The organism is Pacificispira spongiicola (assembly GCF_012926505.1).
GTDB lineage: Bacteria > Pseudomonadota > Alphaproteobacteria > UBA8366 > Aestuariispiraceae > Pacificispira > Pacificispira spongiicola.
In genome coordinates, this window is sequence record NZ_JABBNT010000003.1 from 546,419 (window position 1) to 565,384 (window position 18,966).

The following is an 18,966-nucleotide window of genomic DNA, read 5'->3' on the forward strand; positions in this document are numbered from 1 at the left end:
CGCAAATGGGACCGGATTAGGAAGGAGAACATGATGAGAGGTATTGTCGAAATTGCCCGACCCGAAAGCCGTGCGACAGGTGTTAAAGCCGAAGCAGAACGCCGCATCGCAGCGGGGATCACGGTCAACGGAGATCACTTCCGTTGTGACGAAATGTCTGTTCAACGGTTGGGCGACATGGTGGAGGCCTTCGCGGATGGCGACGTTGCGCCTGACGGCATTCGGTTCCGAACGGCGGCGGGCCGAACCGTCGTGTTGTGCGACCGGGACGCGGCACGGACCTTGCGCGATGCGGTGCGGCGGTTCCGGCTGGCGTGCCTAGCCCATTCCGACACGCTTCAAGGCGATGTCGATGTGGATTTCAGACTGGATTCCAACTGGCCGTCTCCGCCGTCCATTTCGATCTAACCGCCGCGCTTTCGGGAGCATTGAGAGGCCCTTGCCGTGAGGTAAGGCTCTACAAAAAGAACAAAAGGAGTATTTAATGGCTGAGAAACCCACGACGAGTTCCCGGAAACGCGCCGCCGACCGTCCGTTACGGGACAAGCTGGCCCGAAAGCTGCCGGCCATGTTGGACGCCGCGATCGCTGCCTATCAACAGATCGCGTCCAGCGCCGACGGCGCAGATCCCAAGACCTTCGCCGCCGCCCATACCGGGGCGAAGGCGGCGCTGGCCCATATCGAACAGATCATCAAACTGGCGGAAGCGGCGATTGAGCGGGAAGCCACATCGCCCGGCACCTTGCCGTCCCAGGATCGGATCGAGGCGCTGATCCGGACGGCACGTGGCGCCCTGTTGTCGGGCGAGGAGTAAGGCGATGGGCACTGCCTGCACTTTCCCGGAATTCGTTTGGATCTGGACGCGGATGCAGGGCATGGATTTGCCGGACCTGCATCGTCAGATCGGGACATGGCTGGACATGCGGTGGCGGGCGGGGGACCGGAAGCTGGTCCTCCTTGCCTTCCGTGCGGCGGGCAAGTCGACCCTGGTCGGCCTGTTTTGCGCCTGGTTGCTGTATCGCGATCCCAGCTTACGCATCCTGGTCCTGGCGGCGGAACAGGATTTGGCGGCCCGCATGGTGCGGAACGTCAAACGCATCATTGAGCGGCACCCCCTGACGGAAGGGTTGAAGCCCGACCGCTTGGATCAGTGGGCGGCGGACCGATTCACCGTCAATCGACCGGCGGAGTTGCGGGATCCGTCAATGCTGGCGCGCGGGATCGCCGCCAATGTGACCGGTAGCCGTGCCGACGTGATCGTCTGTGACGATGTGGAAGTCCCCAATACCTGCGACACCGCGCCGAAACGGGCGGATCTGCGCGCGCGCCTGGGGGAGGCGGATTACATCCTCGTGCCCGGCGGGATGCAGCTCTATGTCGGGACGCCGCACAGCTACTATTCGATTTATGCCGATACGCCCCGGAAGGAGGTGGGGGAAGACCGCCCCTTCCTGGATGGGTTCAACCGCATGGAAGTGCCGATCCTTACAGAGACGGGGAAATCCGCCTGGGAGGGACGTTACAGCTTGGAGGATATCGCCCAACTGCGCCGCCGCCATGGGGAGGCGAAGTTCCAAAGCCAGATGATGCTGAGGCCCGTCAATATCGCGGGCTGCCGCCTCGATCCCGACCGTATGAAACTCTATGACGCGCGGTTGGAATTGCAGGAACGCAATGGCGAGGCGGTGCTGCTGCTCGACGGGGTGCGGATGCTCTCCGCCTCTGCCTGGTGGGATCCGGCCTATGGTGCGGCATCGGGCGGCGGTACCACGGGGGGTGACGGGTCCGTCGTCGCCTGTGTCTTCACCGGCGAGGACGGTCTCTACCGCCTGCACCGGGTTCAATATCTGATCAGCGATCCGAATGGTGACGTGGACGAGGCACGCCAGCAATGTCGCGCCGTCGCCCGTTTCGCGCGGCGGAATCTGCTGCCCAGCGTCACCGTGGAAACGAACGGGATCGGTAAGTTTCTGCCTAGCCTGTTGCGCCGGGAAATGGCGGCGATGAAGACGGGTTGTGCGGTGCAGGAACGGCATTCGTCGAAGCCGAAGGATATCCGCATTCTGGAAGCCTTCGACGCCGCGCTCGCCGCGGGGCAGATCGCCTGCCACCGCAGCGTCTGGGGCACGCCCTTTCCGATGGAGATGCGGGAATGGCGGCCGGGCGGCCTGTCCAAGGGGCATGACGACGGGTTGGATGCGGTGGCCGGATGCCTGTCGATGGAACCGGTGCGACTACCCCGCATCACGGATCACTACAACCGGCAATCTTGGCACGGGGGCCGTACGCATACGGTTGCCGCGACGGATTTCGATGTTTGAGGAAGGAGGAAGAGGATGACCGATCACCCCATCGATTTGATCTGGTGGATCACGGTTGTGGAAATACCGGCCCTGACCGGCCTGTGGTGGCTGGTTTGGCGGTCACGCCGCGACACGGACACCGCCCTGGACCGGCACCGGCAGCGTCTGGACACCGCCGTCGCCCAGGCACGAGAGGCGCTTGCCGCCTACAAGCTGGAGGTCGCGAAAAGCTATGCCTCCACCAGCCAATTGAAGGATTTGGAAGGCCGCCTGACGGGGCACCTTCTGCGTATCGAAGCGAAATTGGACAGTCCAAGTAGCCGACAGGAAAGGAGCCCGCGATGACCCATATCGACCTGCCCATCCGTCCCTTCTTCCCGCGTATCGCGGATCAGGAAACATCCATCGACACACTGGCCCGCACCTTATGGGGGGAGGCCTATGGTGACAGCGTGCGTGGCAAGGAAGCCGTCGCTGCCGTCGTGATGAACCGGTTGCGTGCCGCGCAGGACCGCTTCGGCGGCGACTGGTGGGGCACGACGGTGGTGGAGGCCTGTCTGGCATCCGATCTGTTCGAATGCTGGCGGCGATCGCCCCAGTCGCGGCGCGATCTGATGCTGATCCGGGAAACGGATCCGGTCTTCGCAACCTGCCGCCGGATCGCCGCCCGGGCCGTGCGCGGCGCCTTGGTCGATCCGACCTATGGTGCGACCTATTACCACCGGCTGGGGGACAGCCCGGTCTGGTCCCGCGACTTGACGCCCAGCGCCGTGATCGGCCGCCGCAAATTCTATCGCATCGCCCCCTGAGAGGGTCGGAAAGGAGACACATCATGTTGCCAGCCCTTTTGGCCCAGATCGGCCTGCCGCTTCTGGTGAAGGCCGTCGGCGGCGCCCTGTCCGGGTCTGACAACGCGGTGGCGAAGGCCGCGGGCTCCGCCCTGTCGAAGCTGGATGCCGAAATCGAAACCGGCCGCCTGACCGGCACTGACCTCGCGGAGGCGAACCGCCACCTTGAAGCCATGGCCGCCCAGGCCGCCGAAACCGACCGAGCCTGGTTGGATCAAGTCAACCGGACCATACGGGCGGAGGTCGCCAGCGACGACGCCTATGTCCGGCGTATGCGTCCGACCTTCGGCTATATCATGGCAATCACTTGGGCCGCCCAGATGGGGGCCGTCGCCTATATCGTCGCGGTCGAACCGGACAAGGCAGGCACGGTCCTGAACGGTCTGTCCGCCCTGGGCACGATCTGGACCGTCGGTCTGTCCGTCCTCGGCATCTACGTCTATCGCCGCTCCAGCGAAAAGCAGGCGGCCCCAATTAATGGCCCCAACCCGCTATCGGCCCTTATCGACAAAATCACGAAGCGCTGAATTGGTAGGAAACCTCTATGGCTACCCCCTATAGGCTAAAGAAAGCGATTGGTAGTTCCTACGTCGTTGATCCCGACGATGTATGGTCATTGAAATCGAGGCTTAAAACATCTGGTCATTATGTAGTTCCTGGATACGGAATGACGCCGTATCCCGACAACGAACTGTTCCGTTCAATTGCCAATTTTCAGCGTCAAACCGGCCTTAAGGCCGACGGAGTGATTAAACCTGATGGCGAAACGGAGCGAGCTCTTTTAGCGCAAGACATATCGACGCCGACATTCTGGTGTAAAATATGTGGCGGCCCACACGCAGGAATCAACTCATTGGAAGTATGTCATTGGTGTTGGGAAAAGGGATATCGCTGAGATTAGTCTGGAGCGATGAGGCGTATGTCATCGCTCCATTCTCTTTCTCTCGCTCCATTCCAGAAAAACAGCGATCTCATGATCGCTATATCCAAGGAGTTTCCCCATTTCAGCGCATATTTTTGGCACCGCTTCTGACCAATGATCGAAGTGCAGGTTCGAAAGTTCATGGGCTCGTTCGATACGCCAAACCTCGTTAGGCAGGGCATAGTAGAGTTCTCGAAACGTGTATTTTCCGTCGAGAGTTTCCTTTAGATATTCTCGTTTGATGATTCTCCCTGATCGGACATGCGGTTCGAACTTTGCATCCGGCCAATGAAACGATGGAGACACAACATCCGCGAACATTGCGAGCGGTTTGATGCCTTTGAGCATCAGTTCCAACTCGCGGCGTTCATGCGGGCCAATTTCCGGCGGCACGTATGGGCGATTGTTCATTGAACGACCATCCCGGCAACGAAAAAAGCGGTGGCGGTCTTAAAGTAACCCAAATCTCTCATTAACGTTCATATGGTTTGTGTTTGGGCGACGTGAAATGCGGAAGGCTCCTTTTAAATGTTAAGGTCAAATCGCAGGTGAGGTCGAGCAGGTATGATAGCCCGTTTTCCATTAAGTATATTTGTCGCGGGCTTGATCCTGTCGGTTCTCCTCACCGCTTGCATCGGCTATGGGGTTTCCGGGCAGTATCCGCGTTGGGCGTTTGCGGGAGATGTGGTCGCATTGATACCCTTTCTGACAGTTATTTTTGCGGCTGGATTTATCCCGTCGGTCTTATTGGCGTTGGCCGTGTCGATGCGTTTGGCGAGGGCGTCCAAGATAGTCTTTTCGACCGGTGTGATCCTGTCGGCATTCGTGGCTGCATTTCTAGGATATGCGGCGATGATGCACGATCCGCAGTGGGAATATTCCGGCGATCTCGCCCACTTTGCCGGGTTTCTCGGGCTTAACTTCGGAATCGCACTGTGCCCGTTCGTAATTTTGACAACCATTGTAGAGCTTTTTTGCCGATATCGATCTCCCAATCCACCTGTTAAAGAGCCGATGGATGCGCACTAAGCGACCCGCCCGTTACCGTCGGGCGACGAGTGTGTAGCTCATCGGGATTTGCGCAGCGCGGCCTTCGTAGATGTCGTATTCCGGTTCGCGGATCGAATAGGGGTGTTCGGTCAGGCGTTCCAGGGTCATGCCAGACCCGATACAGGCGCTGACGATGTCGCCCAGCGTATGGATAAACCAGTGACTGGGTGCGCCTTCGCCGTGGTCGATCCCGTCATAGGTGATGGTTTCGGAGGAAATATGCGGGCCGCGGTCGAAATAGCTGAAGGCCGGTTCGAACGGTGTGTCGGATGCCGGATCGAAAACCTCCATGAACGGATGGGTTTCATAGACTACCAGGACTGCGCCCGGCGCCATCAGCCCCGCGACGATGCGGAAGAACCGATCCAGATCCGGCATCCAGCTCAGGACACCGATGGTAATCAGCGCCAGATCGTATGTTCCCAATCCGTCCGGCAGGTCGTAGATGTCGGCTTCCAATAGCGTCGGGGTCAATTTGGCGGCCTCCGCCAATTGCCGTCCCTGGGCCAGGAACCCGGCGGCCTGATCGATGCCCAGGGCGGGCACGGCCCCCAGCGATGCCAGCGACAGCAGTTCGCGGGCATTGTTGCAGCCGATCTGAACCGCTCGGCGACCCTCGACCCCGATGGCGCGCAGGGTGTCGGTCAGGCTGTCGTCCAGCACGGAAAAGCCCGGCTTGCCCGCCGCGGCAAGCAAACGCTCCCAGTCTTCCCCCGTCGCATGCAGCGGGGCGGAGGCTTCCCAAGCGGCCTTGTTCGCCTGGGTGGCGGTCTTGATACTGCTGTCTGTCATGGTCGTTACGCCGCGAGGGTGAAGTTGTTCTTGCCGGATTTCTTGACCGTATACATGGCCTTGTCGGCGGCGGAAAGCAGCGCATCCATGTTCGTGCCGTCCTTGGGATAGACGGCAACACCGATGCTGGCGCCGATATGGGCGACGTCGCCGCCGCCGATATCGATCGGCTTCGCGATTTCCCGTAACAGTTTCTTGGCCAGCGGTTCGATATCCGCTTCCGTCTTGATGCCGGTTTGCAACATCACGAATTCGTCCCCGCCGATTCGGGCGACGAGATCGGAATCGCGCTTCACCCGGTCCATGCGTTGTGCGGCCTCTTTCAAGACGGCATCGCCCGCATCGTGGCCGAAGGTGTCGTTCACGGATTTGAATCCGTCCAGGTCGATAAACATGACGGCCAGACTTTCCCCATCGCGTCGGGCGAGGTTCATCAAGGTGCCGCTGATATCCTGAAACAGGTTCAGGCTGGGGAGGCCGGTCAGCGTGTCGTAGAAGGCGAGCATACGCATCTCCTCCTTCAACTCCTCCTCCGATTTCAGGGCGACCAGCAGTTCCGTGACGTCGTATTCCGCGACCAGCAACAGGAAATCGCCGGTCAGCGGATGCCGCGTCATGCGGATATCCAGCGTATGGTCGCGCAGCCCCTCGCCGGTCCGCATGCGGTAGGTCCAGCGTCCGCCTTTTTCGTCTTTCGCGCGCGTCAGGCAGGCGGCCCCTTCCTCCGGGTCTTCAAAGCGCGCGGCGAATTCGGTGATCGGCTTGGGCAGGTCCTGGGCGTGGATATGTTTATACGCCTCCGTCGCCGCCGGGTTTTCGATCACCGGCGTGCCGTTCAGGGTGAAGCTGGTGACCAGGACATGGGTGTAGCGCGCGGCTTCCACCAGCAGCAGGTTTTCCGGCGTGTCGCCCAGATTCACGTCTTCGTTGATATAGGCGATGATCGCGCGGTGACGGTCCGGTCCCACGGTCACGGCCCGGTGCTTCATATGCAGCGTCTTCGGTTTGCCGTTCGGATAGGTCGTCCAGGGATCGATCGTCAGGCCCTGTTTCACGGCCAGATCGAAGGTCTGCTGCGTGCGGTCTCGCGCGCCCTGGGTATCGCCCGACAGATCCTTGTTGATCAACTGGTCCAGCGTGTCCAGGCCCCAGAAATCCAAGGCGGGTTTATTGCCCCACCACCAGCCGTGCTTATCCAGATCGAAAATCCAGACGACATCGGGAATCAATTCGTAAAGCCGCAATTCGTCGTGGCTTTCGATGTGGACCAAGTGGCTGTAGTCGGCGTCCATGGGTCTTCGCCCGGCTATCCGTTCCGCTTTCCTGTAGCGACTATAACCTAATTTCGGGAAGCACAATCCAGTCTCTTTCCCTTTTCCGATCCCTGCGGCAGAGTTCCGGACAACGATCAAAAGTTCGGGAGACGCCGCCATGACCGCACATCCGTTCGAAACCGGATTGGACGCCAATGCCGCCAATTATACGGCGCTGTCACCCTTGAGCTTCCTGAAGCGCGCGGCGGCGGTATTCCCGGACGGCGATGCCGTGGTGCATGGCGACACCGTCTATTCCTGGTCCGAAACCGAGGCGCGTTGCCGCCGGCTGGCATCCGCGCTGGCCAAACGCGGAATCGGTAAGGGGGACACGGTGTCCGTCATGGCGCCGAACATCCCCGCGCTGTATGAGGCGCATTTCGGTGTCCTGATGCTGGGCGCGGTGCTGAACGCGTTGAATACGCGCCTGGATGCGGCGGCGATCGCCTTCATGCTGGGCCATGGCGATGCAAAGGTGCTGATCACCGACCGGGAGTTTTCCGCCACGATTTCCGAGGCACTGGCGATCCTGAAAAGCCAGACGGGTCGGGATTTGGTCGTCATCGATATCGACGACCCGCTGGCCGCCGCGCCTGGACAATTGCTGGGGGAAATGGACTACGAGGCCTTCCTGGATACCGGCGATGCGGATTTTGCGTATGGCCCGCCCGCCGACGAATGGCAGGCAGTGTCCCTGAATTATACCAGCGGCACGACCGGCAATCCGAAAGGCGTCGTTTATCACAGCCGGGGAGCCTATTTGCTGGCCATGGGGAATATCGTCACCTGGGGCATCGGCAAGGGCGCGCGTTATCTGTGGACCCTGCCGATGTTCCACTGCAACGGTTGGTGCTTCCCCTGGACCCTGGCCGCCATCGCGGGCACCAGCGTTTGCCTGCGTCAGGTCACGGCGAAGGGGATTTTCGACGCCATCGCGGATAAGGGCGTCACCCATTTCTGCGGCGCACCCATCGTCTTGGGCATGGTCATCAACGCGAAACCGGAAGACCGCCGCGACTTGCCGCGTCAGGTGGAGGCGATGACCGCGGCCGCACCGCCCCCTGCCGCCGTCCTGCAACGGATGGAGGAGGAAGGCTTCCGCATCACCCATGTCTATGGCCTGACGGAAGTCTACGGGCCCGCCGTCGTCTGCGATTGGCACACCGAATGGGATGCATTGGAGCCGGAGGCCCGCGCCCGCAAGAAAGCGCGTCAGGGTGTGAACTATCACGTGTTGGAAAGCCTGATCGTCGCCGACCCGACGACGCTGGAACCGGTGCCGCAGGACGGCAAGACGCTGGGCGAGGTCATGTTCCGCGGCAATGTGGTGATGCGCGGCTATCTGAAAAACGAGAAGGCGACCAAGGAAGCCTTCGAGGGTGGCTGGTTCCATTCCGGCGATTTGGGGGTCTGGCATCCCGACGGCTATATCGAACTGAAGGACCGGTCGAAGGACATCATCATTTCCGGCGGGGAGAATATCTCCACCATCGAGGTGGAGGACGTCCTGTATCGCCATCCCAAGATCCTGGAAGCCGCCGTGGTCGCGAAGCCGAACGAAAAATGGGGCGAAACGCCCTGTGCCTTCGTCACCCTGCGCGATGGGGCGGAGGCGACGGCGGAGGAGATCATCGCCTTCACCCGCGATCACCTGGCCCATTTCAAATGCCCGCGTCACGTCGTCTTCGGGCCGCTGCCCAAGACGTCGACGGGGAAGGTCCAGAAATTCGTCCTGCGCGAACAGGCCGTCGCGGCGACGTAATCGGTCAATCAGGAGACACCCCATATGACCACCCAAGAACGGCTGACCTATCTGAACGGCAGCTTCGTCCCGGAGAGCCGGGCGCTCCTTTCCTTCCGCGATGCGGGCTTCGTCTACGGCGATTCCGTTTTCGACACGGCCCGGACCTTCAACGGCAAGATTTTCAAGTTGAAGGAACATGTCGATCGGCTGTTCGAAAGCCTGGACTATATCCGCTTGGATATCGGCATGGATCGGCAGGAAGTGTTCGACGCGACGGAAGAGCTGGTCGCGCGGAACCGGCATCTGCTCGGCCCGGACGAGGATTATTGGGTGTCGCAACGCGTATCGCGCGGGGCGAATGCCATCGACGGGGAACCGCCGATCCAGGACGGCCCGACCGTAGTGATCGAATGCACGCCCCTGCCGCTGCGCGCACGCGCAACCATGTTCCGGGACGGGATCGACGCGGTCATCGCGCCCTTGAAACGCATCCCGCCGGAAGCTTTGAGCCCGAATGCGAAGACCAACAACTATCTGAATTCCAAATTGGCGCAGATGGAAGTCACGGCGATCCGGCCGGGAGCCTGGGCGCTGCAACTGGACATCCGCGGCTATATCGCGGAAGGCATCGGCTGCAACGCGTTCTTCGTGAAGGACGGCACCGTCTATACGCCGCGCACGGATTATGTCTTGCCGGGCATTAGCCGCGCCGTGGTGTTGGACCTGTGTCGGGACCACAATATCCCGGCAGTGGAGATGGATATCTCCTACCAATTCGCGGCCAATGCGCAGGAAGCGTTCTTCACGTCGACCAGCCTATGCCTATGTCCGCTGCGCAGCCTGAACGGCCGCAATTATCTGGGTATGGCCGGGCCCGTGGCAAAACGCTTGCTGGGTCTGTATTCCGACCTGGCCGGGCTGGATATCGCCGGGCAATATCTGGCGCATCTGCGCGCCGGTGCCGGAGGCACGGGATTCTGAAAGCTGCCGGAGGCACGGGATTCTAAGCGCATCCGGAAATGCCGACAGGGTCATTCTTCCGAGACCGGCGGTGGGCGCCGTCCCGGAAGAAATCCGTTTAAAATCCGTCTGGGATCAATCCCGGGCGAGGGCGCGCATCATCTCCGCGACCTTGCTTTGCAGGCGTTCGTCGCCGATCCGCTGCCAGTCGCGCGCCACCTTGGATGCCTTCACGTTCAGCGGGCCGCCCGTTTCGATTTCCTTGCCCGCGGCCTTGCCCAATCCGTCGAAGAAAGACGCGACCGGCACGTCGAGGACGTCGGCGATCTGAACCAGACGCGAGGACCCCATGCGGTTGGTGCCGCGTTCGTATTTCTGAATCTGTTGGAAACTTACGCCGACCTTCTCTCCCAACGCTTGTTGGGAAAGGCCCCGTCGGATGCGGAGTTCTCGGACGCGATTGCCTACTGTTACATCGACTGGATGCGGCATTGTATCTGTACCCACCGTTTTATGATTTTGAGGGCCGGGGACTAGGCGCCACGGCTGCACGTGAGATCGAGTGCTTCAAACCTAAAGCATACGGCGCGTGCCGCAGAATTCAGACAGCGATTCCAAGTGATTGCAATTCAAATAAGTAAATTATTCGGCATTTTCGCTAATGTTCAATCAATGCCACATGATGAATCAAAAAATACTACCTAAAAAAGCCGAAAAAACTATCCATTGTTTCAGTTTTGAAAGTAAAACAATTATTTCGAGTAGTGTATGCATGATCGTATATTATACCACTGGCTGTGCCGGGTATATTACGTGCGTCCACTATTTGACAGGTTCTGTGCCGCCTCCCCACCCCACAGGTTCCGGTTGCGGAGCGGGAATGGGGAGGCGAGCAGAAAGGGTTCAGGTCCCGCGTCAGCGTTCCTGAAGTGTGTGTAGCTCATCTTTGATTTGGAGTTTTTGCTTCTTGAGAGCGTGTAACACCGCCTCGTCCGGCATCGGGCGCGTGGCCTCGGAATGCAGACGCTGATCGATTTGGGCATGTTTGAATTTCAAACTTTCGATACGTTCAACGGTGCTCATCAGAACATTCTCCCATGGTTTGATTCATCCATTAACGGCCCGGCATTCCGGCACCGTTTCGGCCCGACCCCAATGGCGTGATCCCAGCCGGGGCGATCCTCAAGGGAGCGAACGGCCAAACCTGAAATCGCACGGCTGAACACCGTCGATACAGCGTCCGATGATGCCGTTTCGATCTGAAGAGCGTCCTCCTTTCCGTATGCTCAATCGGGTTGCCGGCCAGAACGGCCCGGACCAACCCGAACGTCGTCGGATGCGGTCCGTATGCTCCCAATCGGCGGAGCCGACCCTGCTTTCGCGCCGGATCGGTCCGGTTCTCCCGACACGTCGAAGGCTTGGTGCGATCCCGCCAGGAAGCGCCCGCGCCGACGCGCGTCGAACCGTCCCGACCGTTGAATAGCCGCGATTGGACTATCCACGCGGAAGAGGTATGTTCCACGATACTACAGTGGCAACGGATGTGAAGGGTGAATCGGATGAGCGCGCGGAGATTGATCGTCGGCATCAGCGGCGCTTCGGGCGCGGTTTATGGAATCCGCATGCTGGAAGCCTTGCGCGACGCCGGTGTGGAAACCCACCTTATCCTGTCGAAAGCCGCCGAAATGACCTTGGCCTACGAAACGGATTTGAAGCCGCGCGACCTGCGCGCTCTTGCCGCGGCGTCCTATGCCATCGGCGATGTCGGCGCACCGTGTTCCAGCGGCTCCTTCCCCAGTGACGGGATGGTGATCGCGCCCTGTTCGATGAAGACCGTGGCCGAAATCGCCACCGGCGTGACCGGCAATTTGTTGAGCCGCGCCGCGGATGTGGTGTTGAAGGAACGGCGGCGCCTCGTCCTCATGGCGCGGGAAACGCCGCTGACGGCGGTGCATCTGCGCAACATGCTGACCGTGACGGAAATGGGCGGAATCGTCGCGCCGCCGGTCCCCGCTTTCTATGCCCGGCCGGACAGTCTGGACGATATGGTCGACCATTCCGTCGGGCGGGTGCTGGACCTTTTCGGCATCGACAGCGACCTCGTCCGGCGCTGGAAGACGGCGCCGGACGGTCGGGCGGCGGGCGATCAGGCGGCGGGCGATCAGGCGGCGGGATAATCGCGCGGCGGCTTGCCGCCGATCGCCGTCGTTACCCCGGCGGCTTGGCGGCGAATAAGCGTGCCGATTTCCGGCAGGCGTTCGTCGGGAATGCGGGCGCGCGGTCCCGAAATGGATATTGCCGCCACCGGTTCCCCATATTCGTTGAAGATCGGCGCGGCGACACAGCGCAGACCGACCGCGTGTTCCTCGTCATCGATGGCGTAACCGCGTGTCCGTGCCCGCGCCACATCGTCCAACAGCGTTACGCCGTTTCGGATCGTGCGGTCGGTATATTGCCGGAAGCCCAGCAGTTTCGCCCGGTCGCCCGCCGCATCCGGCGACAATCCGGCCAACAAGGCCTTTCCGACGCCGGATGCGTGCAGCGGCGCCCGGCCGCCCGGCGGGGCGAGGGCGCGCATCATCTGACGGCTTTCGACCTGGGACAGATAGATCGTCTCCTCCCCGTCCAGGATGGCGAGGTTTACGGATTCCCCGCTTTCCTCCATCGCGCGATACATGAACGGGCGCGCGATCCCGACCACATCCCGGTTGCGCAGGAAACCCGCCCCGACAATGAAGGCCTGAACCCCGGCGAACCACAGGCCGCGTTCGGGATCCTGCGTCACATAGCGGCGGCTTTCCAGGCTTTTCAACAGCCGATGGGCGGTCGACGGCGCCAAATCGGCGGCTTGCGCCAAATCGCCCAGCGTTGTGCCTTCGGCATGGGCGGCGACCGCTTCCAACAGCGACAGGGCGCGGTTCAGCGACCGGACGCCGCCTTCACTGTTGCCCGCGCCTGCCCCTGCCGTTTCAGAAGGATCGAATTTTCCGTTTCCCTGTTTGTCTGCGCCCAGCTTTGCGCCAAGACCCGTCCCGGCCGGACGGCCCCGCCGCCTCGGTTTGGCTGCCATATCTGGTTTATCCGTTTGGTCCGACATAAAAATCCAATCGCAAGGTTTCGTTCAGTGCATTTTTCCATAGAATGGAATTGTCCGACCGGTCAATTCCAACAAGGCGAGATTTGGCACGTATATTGTGTTGCACTGCACAGGGAAGCGTCATTTTATAGGTACGTACCTCACACTCATCGGGTGTTCGGTGCCGGATCGGCGTGCTTTCTGTTTGAACCGAACGGATGTGGACGACAGAAAACGGCAACAGTTTGCTGCCAATAAAAAGAACTCGAATGGAATTTAGGGGAGCGCGACCATGCGTCGACAGCATCGCACGAAAATCGTAGCCACTTTGGGACCGGGAACCGCGACGGCGGAGGCGATCGAATCGCTGTTCGATGCCGGGGTCGATGTCTTCCGGCTGAATTTCAGCCACGGCGCCCATGAAGAACACAAGGCGCGCCTGGATGCGATCCGCGACTTGGAACGCCGCTCCGCCCGCCCGATCGCCGTGATGCTCGACCTGCAAGGGCCGAAGCTGCGTATCGGGGTCTTCAAGGACGGTCCGATCGAACTGGCCGAGGGGGACAAGTTCCGCCTCGATCTCGACAAGGCGCCGGGCGATCAGCATCGCGTGACCCTGCCGCATCCGGAAATCTTTCAGGCGCTGGATGCGGGATCGGACCTGTTGCTGGACGACGGGCGCATCAAGCTGACGGTGGAAGGCTGCGGTTCCGATCACGCGAATTGCGTGGTTGCGGTCGGCGGACCCCTGTCGGAACGCAAGGGTGTGAACGTGCCGGGCGTGCTGCTGCCGCTGTCGCCCCTGACCGAAAAGGACCGCGCGGATCTGGAATACGGTTTGACCCTTGGCGTCGACTGGGTCGCGCTCAGCTTCGTGCAGCGGCCGGAAGATATTGTGGAGGCCCGCGCCCTGATCCAGGGCAAGGCCGGGATCATGGCGAAACTCGAAAAGCCGTCGGCCATCGCCGCGCTGGAAGAAATTGTCCAGGAAGCCGATGCCGTCATGGTGGCGCGCGGGGATTTGGGCGTGGAAATGCCGCCGGAAGACGTGCCGGTTCTGCAACGCCGCATCATTCATTGCTGCCGAACGGCGGGCAAGCCCGTGGTGGTTGCGACGCAGATGCTGGATTCCATGGTCGAACGGCCTGTGCCGACCAGGGCGGAGGCCTCCGACGTCGCCACGGCGGTCTATTCCGGCGCGGACGCTGTGATGTTGTCGGCGGAAACAGCCGTCGGCGACTATCCGGTGGAAGCGGTCGACATGATGAACCGGATCATCGAACGCGTGGAACGCGACCCCGTCTATCGCGAAGGGATCGAGGCGCAGAAGCAACGTCCGGAACCCACCACCGCCGACGCGGTCGCCATGGCCGCGGCGCAGGTGGCGTCCACATTGAACGTCAATGCGATCGCGACCTATACGACGTCGGGCTCCACGACGTTACGCATCGCCCGCGAACGACCCGTCGCGCCGATACTGGGCCTGACCCCGCGCGATGATACGGCGCGGCGTCTGGCGGTCGTGTGGGGCGTGCATCCCGCCCGCGTACCGGATGCCAAGGACCTGGATGATATGTCCAGCACCGCGACGCATCAGGCGAAGATCGACGGATTCGGCAAGGACGGGGATCGCATCGTGATCACCGCCGGGGTCCCGTTCTCGACACCGGGCAAAACCAACCTGTTGCGAATCGCGCGGATCGGCGGGGCCACGGAAACCGGGTGACCGGTTTTCGCCCGTTCGTCACCAAGTTAATTGCCGACGATCTCTGCTTCTACGGTTGGAGGCTGGGCCCCGAAGTCGATTGAGCCGATTTCGAGTGATCCGGCTTCGGCAGTGATGGCCAACGTGCTCAAGAATCCCAGCAGCACCAGCAAGCTGAAAAAAGCGCGCATCAACATGCCGTCATTCCCTTCGGATCGGTCCATCGGATGCGTCGGGGGCGGTCCGCCGACCGGGTGTCGCGGAATGCCGCCCAACTGACTGGCGTTTAGGTGGGGGTATGGGGCGGCCACGGCAAGACCGCTCGCGAAAGCGTTACCGCCGTCGCATGCTAAAATGCCGGTTGTCGGAGTGACGCCGGTTTAGCGAACGAAGAGGTGAACCTCGTTATTCGCAACGGCGCGGCTGTCGGCCATCAGGTTGATGCGGCCCGGCTGCACGCCCATGTCGGTCAACGTGCGCAGCACGTCTTCGGCATTGCGGCGGGCGGCGGCCCCGTTCAGGGCGACCTGCGCGGCGTTTCCGCGATCCGGGCTGACGGCGACAAGATCGAACACGGCGTTCGGTTTCGCGGTCAGCGCCTGACTGACGGCGTTGTAGAGCGCCTGTTGATACTGGACGTTTTCACGGTCGAACCGGATGATGACCAGCGGTTCCGATCCCGCGCTCGGCATTGGGCCGGAGGCGGCGGCGCTGGCGGCGGCGGCTTCGACCAGCGCGAAGGAGCGGCTGGCGATGTTGGTGCCGTACAGTTCGCCGTTCTTGATGCCCAGCGCCAGGGTCGTCATGTTCTGACGTTCGTTGGAAACGTACAGATTGTGACGGTTGATCTCCTGCGTGACGTTGGTCAGCATCCGGTCGAGGTCGACCAGCGACTGGTGCACGGCGTCTTCCAGCACGCGCAGTCGGCGGTGATCCTCGTCGACCGCGCCGCTCAGGCCATAGGTCGCCTGAACCGTGCTCAACAGGAACTTGCCGAAGGCCGCCTGATCGGCGCAATCGTTATGCAGGGAGGTCAGCGCGGGGATCGCCTGCTCGACATTGGCGAGCGCACCCTGCGCACTGTTCCATTGTTCCACCAGGACCGGGTTGCCCGGCGTGGTGCCCAGCTGCAGGCGCGAGGTGATTTCCGCCTTATAGCTGTGATAGGCGGTGGCGCTGGCCGCGCCGCTGCCGCGAATTTCGTCCAGACGGCGCTTCAGGTCCGTGACCTGGCCGCTCAATTGCGACAGATCGCTTTCCATCTGCGCGACGCGTTCGCCGACGGCGGTCGTGCTGGAATAGAGCGTGGTCGAGCTGGTCGGCATCGGCGCGGTGCTCGTCGCTTCCGGGGTTGCCGTCGCGGTCGATTGCACCGCTGCCGACGTGGACGCCGCGGTCGGTGCGGATCCACCGGCCGGGTCCGACGCGTCCAGGGACGGCCACATGGAGTCGCATCCGACAAGGAACAGGCAGGTCGTGCCGATCAAGCCGATCTTCTTGAAGGAGCCCCCGATCATCGAAGGAGTATTCAGAAATGAGGTCGTTACGCCCTTGGTCGCCATGCCCTGTATCGCCCTATCTTGCCCCGGACTTCATCGCCTGATCCACCGCCTTGCGCGGCGGGACCGGCTCGAAATCCCCTACTCCGAAACCTCTCGGCCCGATACCGACGATCCATCGCCGCACACACCGCCGAGCCGGGAGACTCCCCCCATCCGGCATGTGCGACACCGTCCGAAAGCCCGGAAAACAGGGCTTTTCGCCGTCGCGGGCCCGCCGCAAGCCCCATCCGATACGCCAAGACTGACATCCGGCGGAAGGCCGGAAAGGCAGCCGGATCACGGCGTCGGACCAAAAAGCGTGCGGCAGCATGCCGGTCGAACTTAGGCGCGATACTACTTGACCCTTGAAGCCGCGACAACCCGCATTCTGGTCAAAGGCTTCCGGGAATCCCATTGGACTAACGCGGTTTTTCGGAATTCGCGTCGAACGGTGCCCGGACTGTGACATGCAGGGCACACCCGCAGGGAAATCGCGGCCCCTTTCGCGGCGGGGTTTCATCGCGGCGGTACGGAAATTGGCCGGGGCGGAATTTCGTCATCAACTTGTAAATTGTCGCTTGCCATCCCCTGTCAGATCGCCTATCAACCCGCCGCGCAGCCGATACGACACAGGCTCGCATGCGCGCCCCTAGCTCAGCTGGATAGAGCGTCTGACTACGGATCAGAAGGTCGGGGGTTCGAATCCTCCGGGGCGCGCCATTCTCCTTTCAGTCGAATATTTCCTGCCGTCCGATGAATGGAAATCGGACTGTCTCGTCTTTTCATGAGGCTCCCGGTCATTGAAGTAGTTATTTCCGGAACCCTTTCCCGGCGATCCGCCTCCTAAATCGCTGAACTGCTCGCGCTGCCATTTACCGAACTGTCCCCGCCTCTCTGCGCTCTGCGTCAAGAGGCTTTTCGCGCAGCTTCAAGCCGCGTGTGCCGGAGCCCGATACAGTCGGATATCGGAAACGGGGTCTTGTTCCTCCGTTTCCGGATATCGAACGCGCGGCGAACCAACGCGCGGACAAATCAATCGGAAGCTAGGGAGGATATAATGTCCGGTTCATACGTTTCGAAAACTTGCATTCCCGAGGAATACGTCCAAATCGACGAGCAGCCTTGGGCGCCGTTTCCGGATGCCCTGTCGGAAGGCGGTATCCGGTGGAAGTTCCTGCATGCGTCTCCCGAAATGGGGGCCTGGACAGCCATTTTCGACTGTCCCGCGGGGTCTTCTTTCGCGGCACATATCCATATCGGTCCCGGCGAATATTTCCTGACCAAGGGGAAAATGGACGTCCGGGGCGGCAAGGATGCCGGCGGTGACACAGCCTTTGCGCCCGGCTATGGATACGAATCCGCCAATGCCCGCCATGACAAGACATATTTCCCGGTCGCCAGCGAATTCTACATGACCTTCCTGGGGCCGCTCGTCTTCATCAAGCCGGATGCGACGCCGGTCGCCGTGGTCGGCTGGGAGGAAGCCCAGGGCGCTTGGAACGCCTTCCTGGAATCGCAAAAAAGCGCCGCCGAGTGAGGCTGCGATGAGCGATATCAAGAACGGAAGCGACCGGTCCGTGGGTCGGCGCACTTTATTGGGAGGGGCGGCCATGGTGGCGGCAGCGGCAAGCATGGCGGGCGGCGGCCCCGCCATGGCATCGGCGGCGGATACGCGGGTGGTGTTCGACCATCATCTGGGGGCTTTCGCCCAGGGAATAGACGCCTTGATGGCCGATTATACCGAGACTTCGGTTATCTTCACGCCCGACGCGGAGATTCGCGGGCTGGAGGCCATTCGGAGCTTTTTCCAAGCTTTCCTGGACTCGGCGACGCCTGAATTCTGGGCCAGTTTCAAAGTTTTGAATCAGAGCGTCGACGGTGCCGTCGCCTATCTGGTCTGGTCGGCAATGCCGACAATACCAATGGCAACCGACACGCTTTATGTTCAGAACGGTAAGATCGAGGTTCAAACGTTCACGCCGTTCAGCGCGTAAACCACAGCGCGATCCCATCGGTTGTTCCGGCAGGCCGCTTCCGCGACGGCCCTGCCGGAACGCCCGTTTCGTCGTCGCGGATATCGAGAGGTGCTGTCTTGACCGGAAAACCGAACACGTCGCCGGAAACGGCGGATTACGTCTTCAATCAAACGATGCTGCGTATCCGCGATCCGAAGGTCTCGATTCCCTTCTATACCGACATTCTCGGAATGACGCTGATGGATCGTTACGACTTTCCGGATATGAAATTCACGCTCTATTTCCTGGGCTATGCGGCGCCGAGTGACAGCGATGCGCGGAAAGATCAGATCGCGCATGTTTTCCGGCAACCGGCATTGCTTGAACTGACGCACAATTGGGGCAGCGAGTCCGATCCGATGTTTCCGGGTTACCACAACGGTAACCAGGATCCTCGCGGGTTCGGTCATATCGGCATTACCGTGCCGGACGTCTATGCCGCCTGCACGCGGTTTGAGGAATTGGGCGTTTCCTTCGTCAAACGTCCGGACGACGGCAGTATGAAGGGCCTCGCCTTCATACGGGACCCGGATGGATATTGGATCGAAATCCTGTCCGCCACGGGTTTGGCCGATATCATCGGTGGGCATACCGCCGCCAACGCTTAAGGCGCGGCGGGTTCGTTAAGGATGGACGCGGCAGAGCGCCTTCAGATACGATAGAGGAAAGTAAGGAACAGACCCTATTCCGGAGAAAA

General features: G+C 61.1%; 23 protein-coding genes and 1 tRNA gene. 16 read left to right on the top strand and 8 right to left on the bottom strand.

Annotated features, from left to right (window positions below):
- Nucleotides 1-30: 30 nt before the first annotated feature.
- The 7 genes from HH303_RS12050 (at nt 31) to HH303_RS12080 (ending at nt 4,046) form a co-directional block, all read left to right on the top strand.
- Nucleotides 31-408, top strand: a complete 378-nt coding sequence (locus HH303_RS12050; RefSeq protein WP_169625571.1) for a DUF4376 domain-containing protein — start codon at nt 31-33, stop codon at nt 406-408.
- 76 nt (nt 409-484) lie between these two features.
- Nucleotides 485-814, top strand: coding sequence for a hypothetical protein (locus HH303_RS12055; RefSeq protein WP_169625572.1), 330 nt, complete (start codon nt 485-487; stop codon nt 812-814).
- 4 nt (nt 815-818) lie between these two features.
- Nucleotides 819-2,321: a phage terminase large subunit gene (gene terL, locus HH303_RS12060; protein ID WP_169625573.1), complete on the top strand. Its 1,503-nt coding sequence runs from the start codon at nt 819-821 to the stop codon at nt 2,319-2,321.
- A 15-nt stretch (nt 2,322-2,336) separates the two neighbouring features.
- A complete protein-coding gene (locus tag HH303_RS12065; RefSeq protein ID WP_169625574.1) occupies nt 2,337-2,648 on the top strand; it encodes a hypothetical protein in 312 nt (103 codons plus the stop codon).
- The gene (locus tag HH303_RS12070) at nt 2,645-3,112 is read left to right on the top strand and encodes a cell wall hydrolase (RefSeq protein WP_169625575.1); all 468 of its coding nucleotides are present in this window, start codon (nt 2,645-2,647) and stop codon (nt 3,110-3,112) included. Before HH303_RS12065 ends, HH303_RS12070 begins: the two co-directional genes overlap by 4 nt.
- A gap of 23 nt (nt 3,113-3,135) precedes the next feature.
- Complete coding sequence (locus HH303_RS12075) at nt 3,136-3,678, top strand: 3TM-type holin (RefSeq protein ID WP_169625576.1); 543 nt, start codon at nt 3,136-3,138, stop codon at nt 3,676-3,678.
- Nucleotides 3,679-3,695: 17 nt separating this feature from the next.
- Nucleotides 3,696-4,046: a peptidoglycan-binding protein gene (locus HH303_RS12080; protein WP_169625577.1), complete on the top strand. Its 351-nt coding sequence runs from the start codon at nt 3,696-3,698 to the stop codon at nt 4,044-4,046.
- A 27-nt stretch (nt 4,047-4,073) separates the two neighbouring features.
- Here HH303_RS12080 and HH303_RS12085 read toward each other — a convergent pair whose 3' ends face one another.
- On the bottom strand, nt 4,074-4,484 hold the full coding sequence (locus HH303_RS12085) for a hypothetical protein (protein ID WP_169625578.1): 411 nt from the start codon (nt 4,482-4,484) through the stop codon (nt 4,074-4,076).
- Between the two features lie 153 nt (nt 4,485-4,637).
- Here HH303_RS12085 and HH303_RS12090 point away from each other — a divergent pair, with 153 nt between their 5' ends.
- Nucleotides 4,638-5,102: a hypothetical protein gene (locus tag HH303_RS12090; RefSeq protein ID WP_169625579.1), complete on the top strand. Its 465-nt coding sequence runs from the start codon at nt 4,638-4,640 to the stop codon at nt 5,100-5,102.
- 12 nt (nt 5,103-5,114) lie between these two features.
- Here HH303_RS12090 and HH303_RS12095 read toward each other — a convergent pair whose 3' ends face one another.
- Complete coding sequence (locus HH303_RS12095; RefSeq protein ID WP_169625580.1) at nt 5,115-5,915, bottom strand: class I SAM-dependent methyltransferase; 801 nt, start codon at nt 5,913-5,915, stop codon at nt 5,115-5,117.
- Between the two features lie 5 nt (nt 5,916-5,920).
- Nucleotides 5,921-7,207: a GGDEF domain-containing protein gene (locus HH303_RS12100; RefSeq protein WP_169625581.1), complete on the bottom strand. Its 1,287-nt coding sequence runs from the start codon at nt 7,205-7,207 to the stop codon at nt 5,921-5,923.
- Nucleotides 7,208-7,346: 139 nt separating this feature from the next.
- On the opposite strand from HH303_RS12100, the gene HH303_RS12105 reads away from it, so the two are divergent.
- Together HH303_RS12105 and HH303_RS12110 are read left to right on the top strand one after the other, a co-directional pair.
- Nucleotides 7,347-8,990: an acyl-CoA synthetase gene (locus HH303_RS12105; RefSeq protein ID WP_169625582.1), complete on the top strand. Its 1,644-nt coding sequence runs from the start codon at nt 7,347-7,349 to the stop codon at nt 8,988-8,990.
- Between the two features lie 24 nt (nt 8,991-9,014).
- Nucleotides 9,015-9,953 (top strand): aminotransferase class IV, encoded by a 939-nt coding sequence (locus tag HH303_RS12110; RefSeq protein ID WP_169625583.1) that lies wholly within the window; start codon nt 9,015-9,017, stop codon nt 9,951-9,953.
- Nucleotides 9,954-10,067: 114 nt separating this feature from the next.
- On the opposite strand, the gene HH303_RS12115 is transcribed toward HH303_RS12110, so the two are convergent.
- Both HH303_RS12115 and HH303_RS12120 read right to left on the bottom strand, forming a co-directional pair.
- Nucleotides 10,068-10,424, bottom strand: a complete 357-nt coding sequence (locus tag HH303_RS12115) for a helix-turn-helix domain-containing protein (RefSeq protein ID WP_169625584.1) — start codon at nt 10,422-10,424, stop codon at nt 10,068-10,070.
- A gap of 423 nt (nt 10,425-10,847) precedes the next feature.
- Entirely contained in the window at nt 10,848-11,015 is a 168-nt protein-coding gene (locus tag HH303_RS12120; protein WP_169625585.1) for a YdcH family protein, read from the bottom strand.
- Nucleotides 11,016-11,491: 476 nt separating this feature from the next.
- Between HH303_RS12120 and HH303_RS12125 the strand changes: the two genes are divergently transcribed.
- The gene (locus HH303_RS12125) at nt 11,492-12,109 is read left to right on the top strand and encodes a UbiX family flavin prenyltransferase (RefSeq protein WP_169625586.1); all 618 of its coding nucleotides are present in this window, start codon (nt 11,492-11,494) and stop codon (nt 12,107-12,109) included.
- Here HH303_RS12125 and HH303_RS12130 read toward each other — a convergent pair.
- Nucleotides 12,094-13,002: an IclR family transcriptional regulator gene (locus HH303_RS12130; RefSeq protein WP_169625587.1), complete on the bottom strand. Its 909-nt coding sequence runs from the start codon at nt 13,000-13,002 to the stop codon at nt 12,094-12,096. The genes HH303_RS12125 and HH303_RS12130 overlap by 16 nt on opposite strands.
- 298 nt (nt 13,003-13,300) lie before the next feature.
- On the opposite strand from HH303_RS12130, the gene pyk reads away from it, so the two are divergent.
- On the top strand, nt 13,301-14,734 hold the full coding sequence (gene pyk, locus HH303_RS12135; RefSeq protein ID WP_169625588.1) for a pyruvate kinase: 1,434 nt from the start codon (nt 13,301-13,303) through the stop codon (nt 14,732-14,734).
- Between the two features lie 26 nt (nt 14,735-14,760).
- Here the strand turns inward: pyk and HH303_RS12140 are convergent, their stop codons facing one another.
- A complete protein-coding gene (locus HH303_RS12140; protein WP_169625589.1) occupies nt 14,761-14,910 on the bottom strand; it encodes a hypothetical protein in 150 nt (49 codons plus the stop codon).
- A gap of 183 nt (nt 14,911-15,093) precedes the next feature.
- Complete coding sequence (locus tag HH303_RS12145; RefSeq protein WP_169625590.1) at nt 15,094-16,275, bottom strand: hypothetical protein; 1,182 nt, start codon at nt 16,273-16,275, stop codon at nt 15,094-15,096.
- Between the two features lie 622 nt (nt 16,276-16,897).
- Here HH303_RS12145 and HH303_RS12150 point away from each other — a divergent pair.
- The 4 genes from HH303_RS12150 (at nt 16,898) to gloA (ending at nt 18,877) form a co-directional block, all read left to right on the top strand.
- Nucleotides 16,898-16,974 (top strand) — tRNA-Arg (locus tag HH303_RS12150).
- 337 nt (nt 16,975-17,311) lie between these two features.
- Nucleotides 17,312-17,791 (top strand): cupin domain-containing protein, encoded by a 480-nt coding sequence (locus tag HH303_RS12155; protein WP_169625591.1) that lies wholly within the window; start codon nt 17,312-17,314, stop codon nt 17,789-17,791.
- A gap of 7 nt (nt 17,792-17,798) precedes the next feature.
- Nucleotides 17,799-18,248 (top strand): Cif family virulence factor, encoded by a 450-nt coding sequence (locus tag HH303_RS12160; RefSeq protein WP_227421738.1) that lies wholly within the window; start codon nt 17,799-17,801, stop codon nt 18,246-18,248.
- A gap of 98 nt (nt 18,249-18,346) precedes the next feature.
- A complete protein-coding gene (gene gloA, locus HH303_RS12165; RefSeq protein WP_227421739.1) occupies nt 18,347-18,877 on the top strand; it encodes a lactoylglutathione lyase in 531 nt (176 codons plus the stop codon).
- The last annotated feature ends 89 nt before the right edge of the window (nt 18,878-18,966 follow it).

Excerpts from the sequence above, each read along its gene's own strand:
- HH303_RS12050 (WP_169625571.1), top strand. The coding sequence starts at position 31 with ATGATGAGAGGTATTGTCGAAATTGCCCGACCCGAAAGCCGTGCGACA.
- HH303_RS12055 (WP_169625572.1), top strand. The coding sequence starts at position 485 with ATGGCTGAGAAACCCACGACGAGTTCCCGGAAACGCGCCGCCGACCGT.
- terL (WP_169625573.1), top strand. The coding sequence starts at position 819 with ATGGGCACTGCCTGCACTTTCCCGGAATTCGTTTGGATCTGGACGCGG.
- HH303_RS12065 (WP_169625574.1), top strand. The coding sequence starts at position 2,337 with ATGACCGATCACCCCATCGATTTGATCTGGTGGATCACGGTTGTGGAA.
- HH303_RS12070 (WP_169625575.1), top strand. The coding sequence starts at position 2,645 with ATGACCCATATCGACCTGCCCATCCGTCCCTTCTTCCCGCGTATCGCG.
- HH303_RS12075 (WP_169625576.1), top strand. The coding sequence starts at position 3,136 with ATGTTGCCAGCCCTTTTGGCCCAGATCGGCCTGCCGCTTCTGGTGAAG.
- HH303_RS12080 (WP_169625577.1), top strand. The coding sequence starts at position 3,696 with ATGGCTACCCCCTATAGGCTAAAGAAAGCGATTGGTAGTTCCTACGTC.
- HH303_RS12085 (WP_169625578.1), bottom strand. The coding sequence starts at position 4,484 with ATGAACAATCGCCCATACGTGCCGCCGGAAATTGGCCCGCATGAACGC.
- HH303_RS12090 (WP_169625579.1), top strand. The coding sequence starts at position 4,638 with ATGATAGCCCGTTTTCCATTAAGTATATTTGTCGCGGGCTTGATCCTG.
- HH303_RS12095 (WP_169625580.1), bottom strand. The coding sequence starts at position 5,915 with ATGACAGACAGCAGTATCAAGACCGCCACCCAGGCGAACAAGGCCGCT.
- HH303_RS12100 (WP_169625581.1), bottom strand. The coding sequence starts at position 7,207 with ATGGACGCCGACTACAGCCACTTGGTCCACATCGAAAGCCACGACGAA.
- HH303_RS12105 (WP_169625582.1), top strand. The coding sequence starts at position 7,347 with ATGACCGCACATCCGTTCGAAACCGGATTGGACGCCAATGCCGCCAAT.
- HH303_RS12110 (WP_169625583.1), top strand. The coding sequence starts at position 9,015 with ATGACCACCCAAGAACGGCTGACCTATCTGAACGGCAGCTTCGTCCCG.
- HH303_RS12115 (WP_169625584.1), bottom strand. The coding sequence starts at position 10,424 with ATGCCGCATCCAGTCGATGTAACAGTAGGCAATCGCGTCCGAGAACTC.
- HH303_RS12120 (WP_169625585.1), bottom strand. The coding sequence starts at position 11,015 with ATGAGCACCGTTGAACGTATCGAAAGTTTGAAATTCAAACATGCCCAA.
- HH303_RS12125 (WP_169625586.1), top strand. The coding sequence starts at position 11,492 with ATGAGCGCGCGGAGATTGATCGTCGGCATCAGCGGCGCTTCGGGCGCG.
- HH303_RS12130 (WP_169625587.1), bottom strand. The coding sequence starts at position 13,002 with ATGGCAGCCAAACCGAGGCGGCGGGGCCGTCCGGCCGGGACGGGTCTT.
- pyk (WP_169625588.1), top strand. The coding sequence starts at position 13,301 with ATGCGTCGACAGCATCGCACGAAAATCGTAGCCACTTTGGGACCGGGA.
- HH303_RS12140 (WP_169625589.1), bottom strand. The coding sequence starts at position 14,910 with ATGTTGATGCGCGCTTTTTTCAGCTTGCTGGTGCTGCTGGGATTCTTG.
- HH303_RS12145 (WP_169625590.1), bottom strand. The coding sequence starts at position 16,275 with ATGGCGACCAAGGGCGTAACGACCTCATTTCTGAATACTCCTTCGATG.
- HH303_RS12155 (WP_169625591.1), top strand. The coding sequence starts at position 17,312 with ATGTCCGGTTCATACGTTTCGAAAACTTGCATTCCCGAGGAATACGTC.
- HH303_RS12160 (WP_227421738.1), top strand. The coding sequence starts at position 17,799 with ATGAGCGATATCAAGAACGGAAGCGACCGGTCCGTGGGTCGGCGCACT.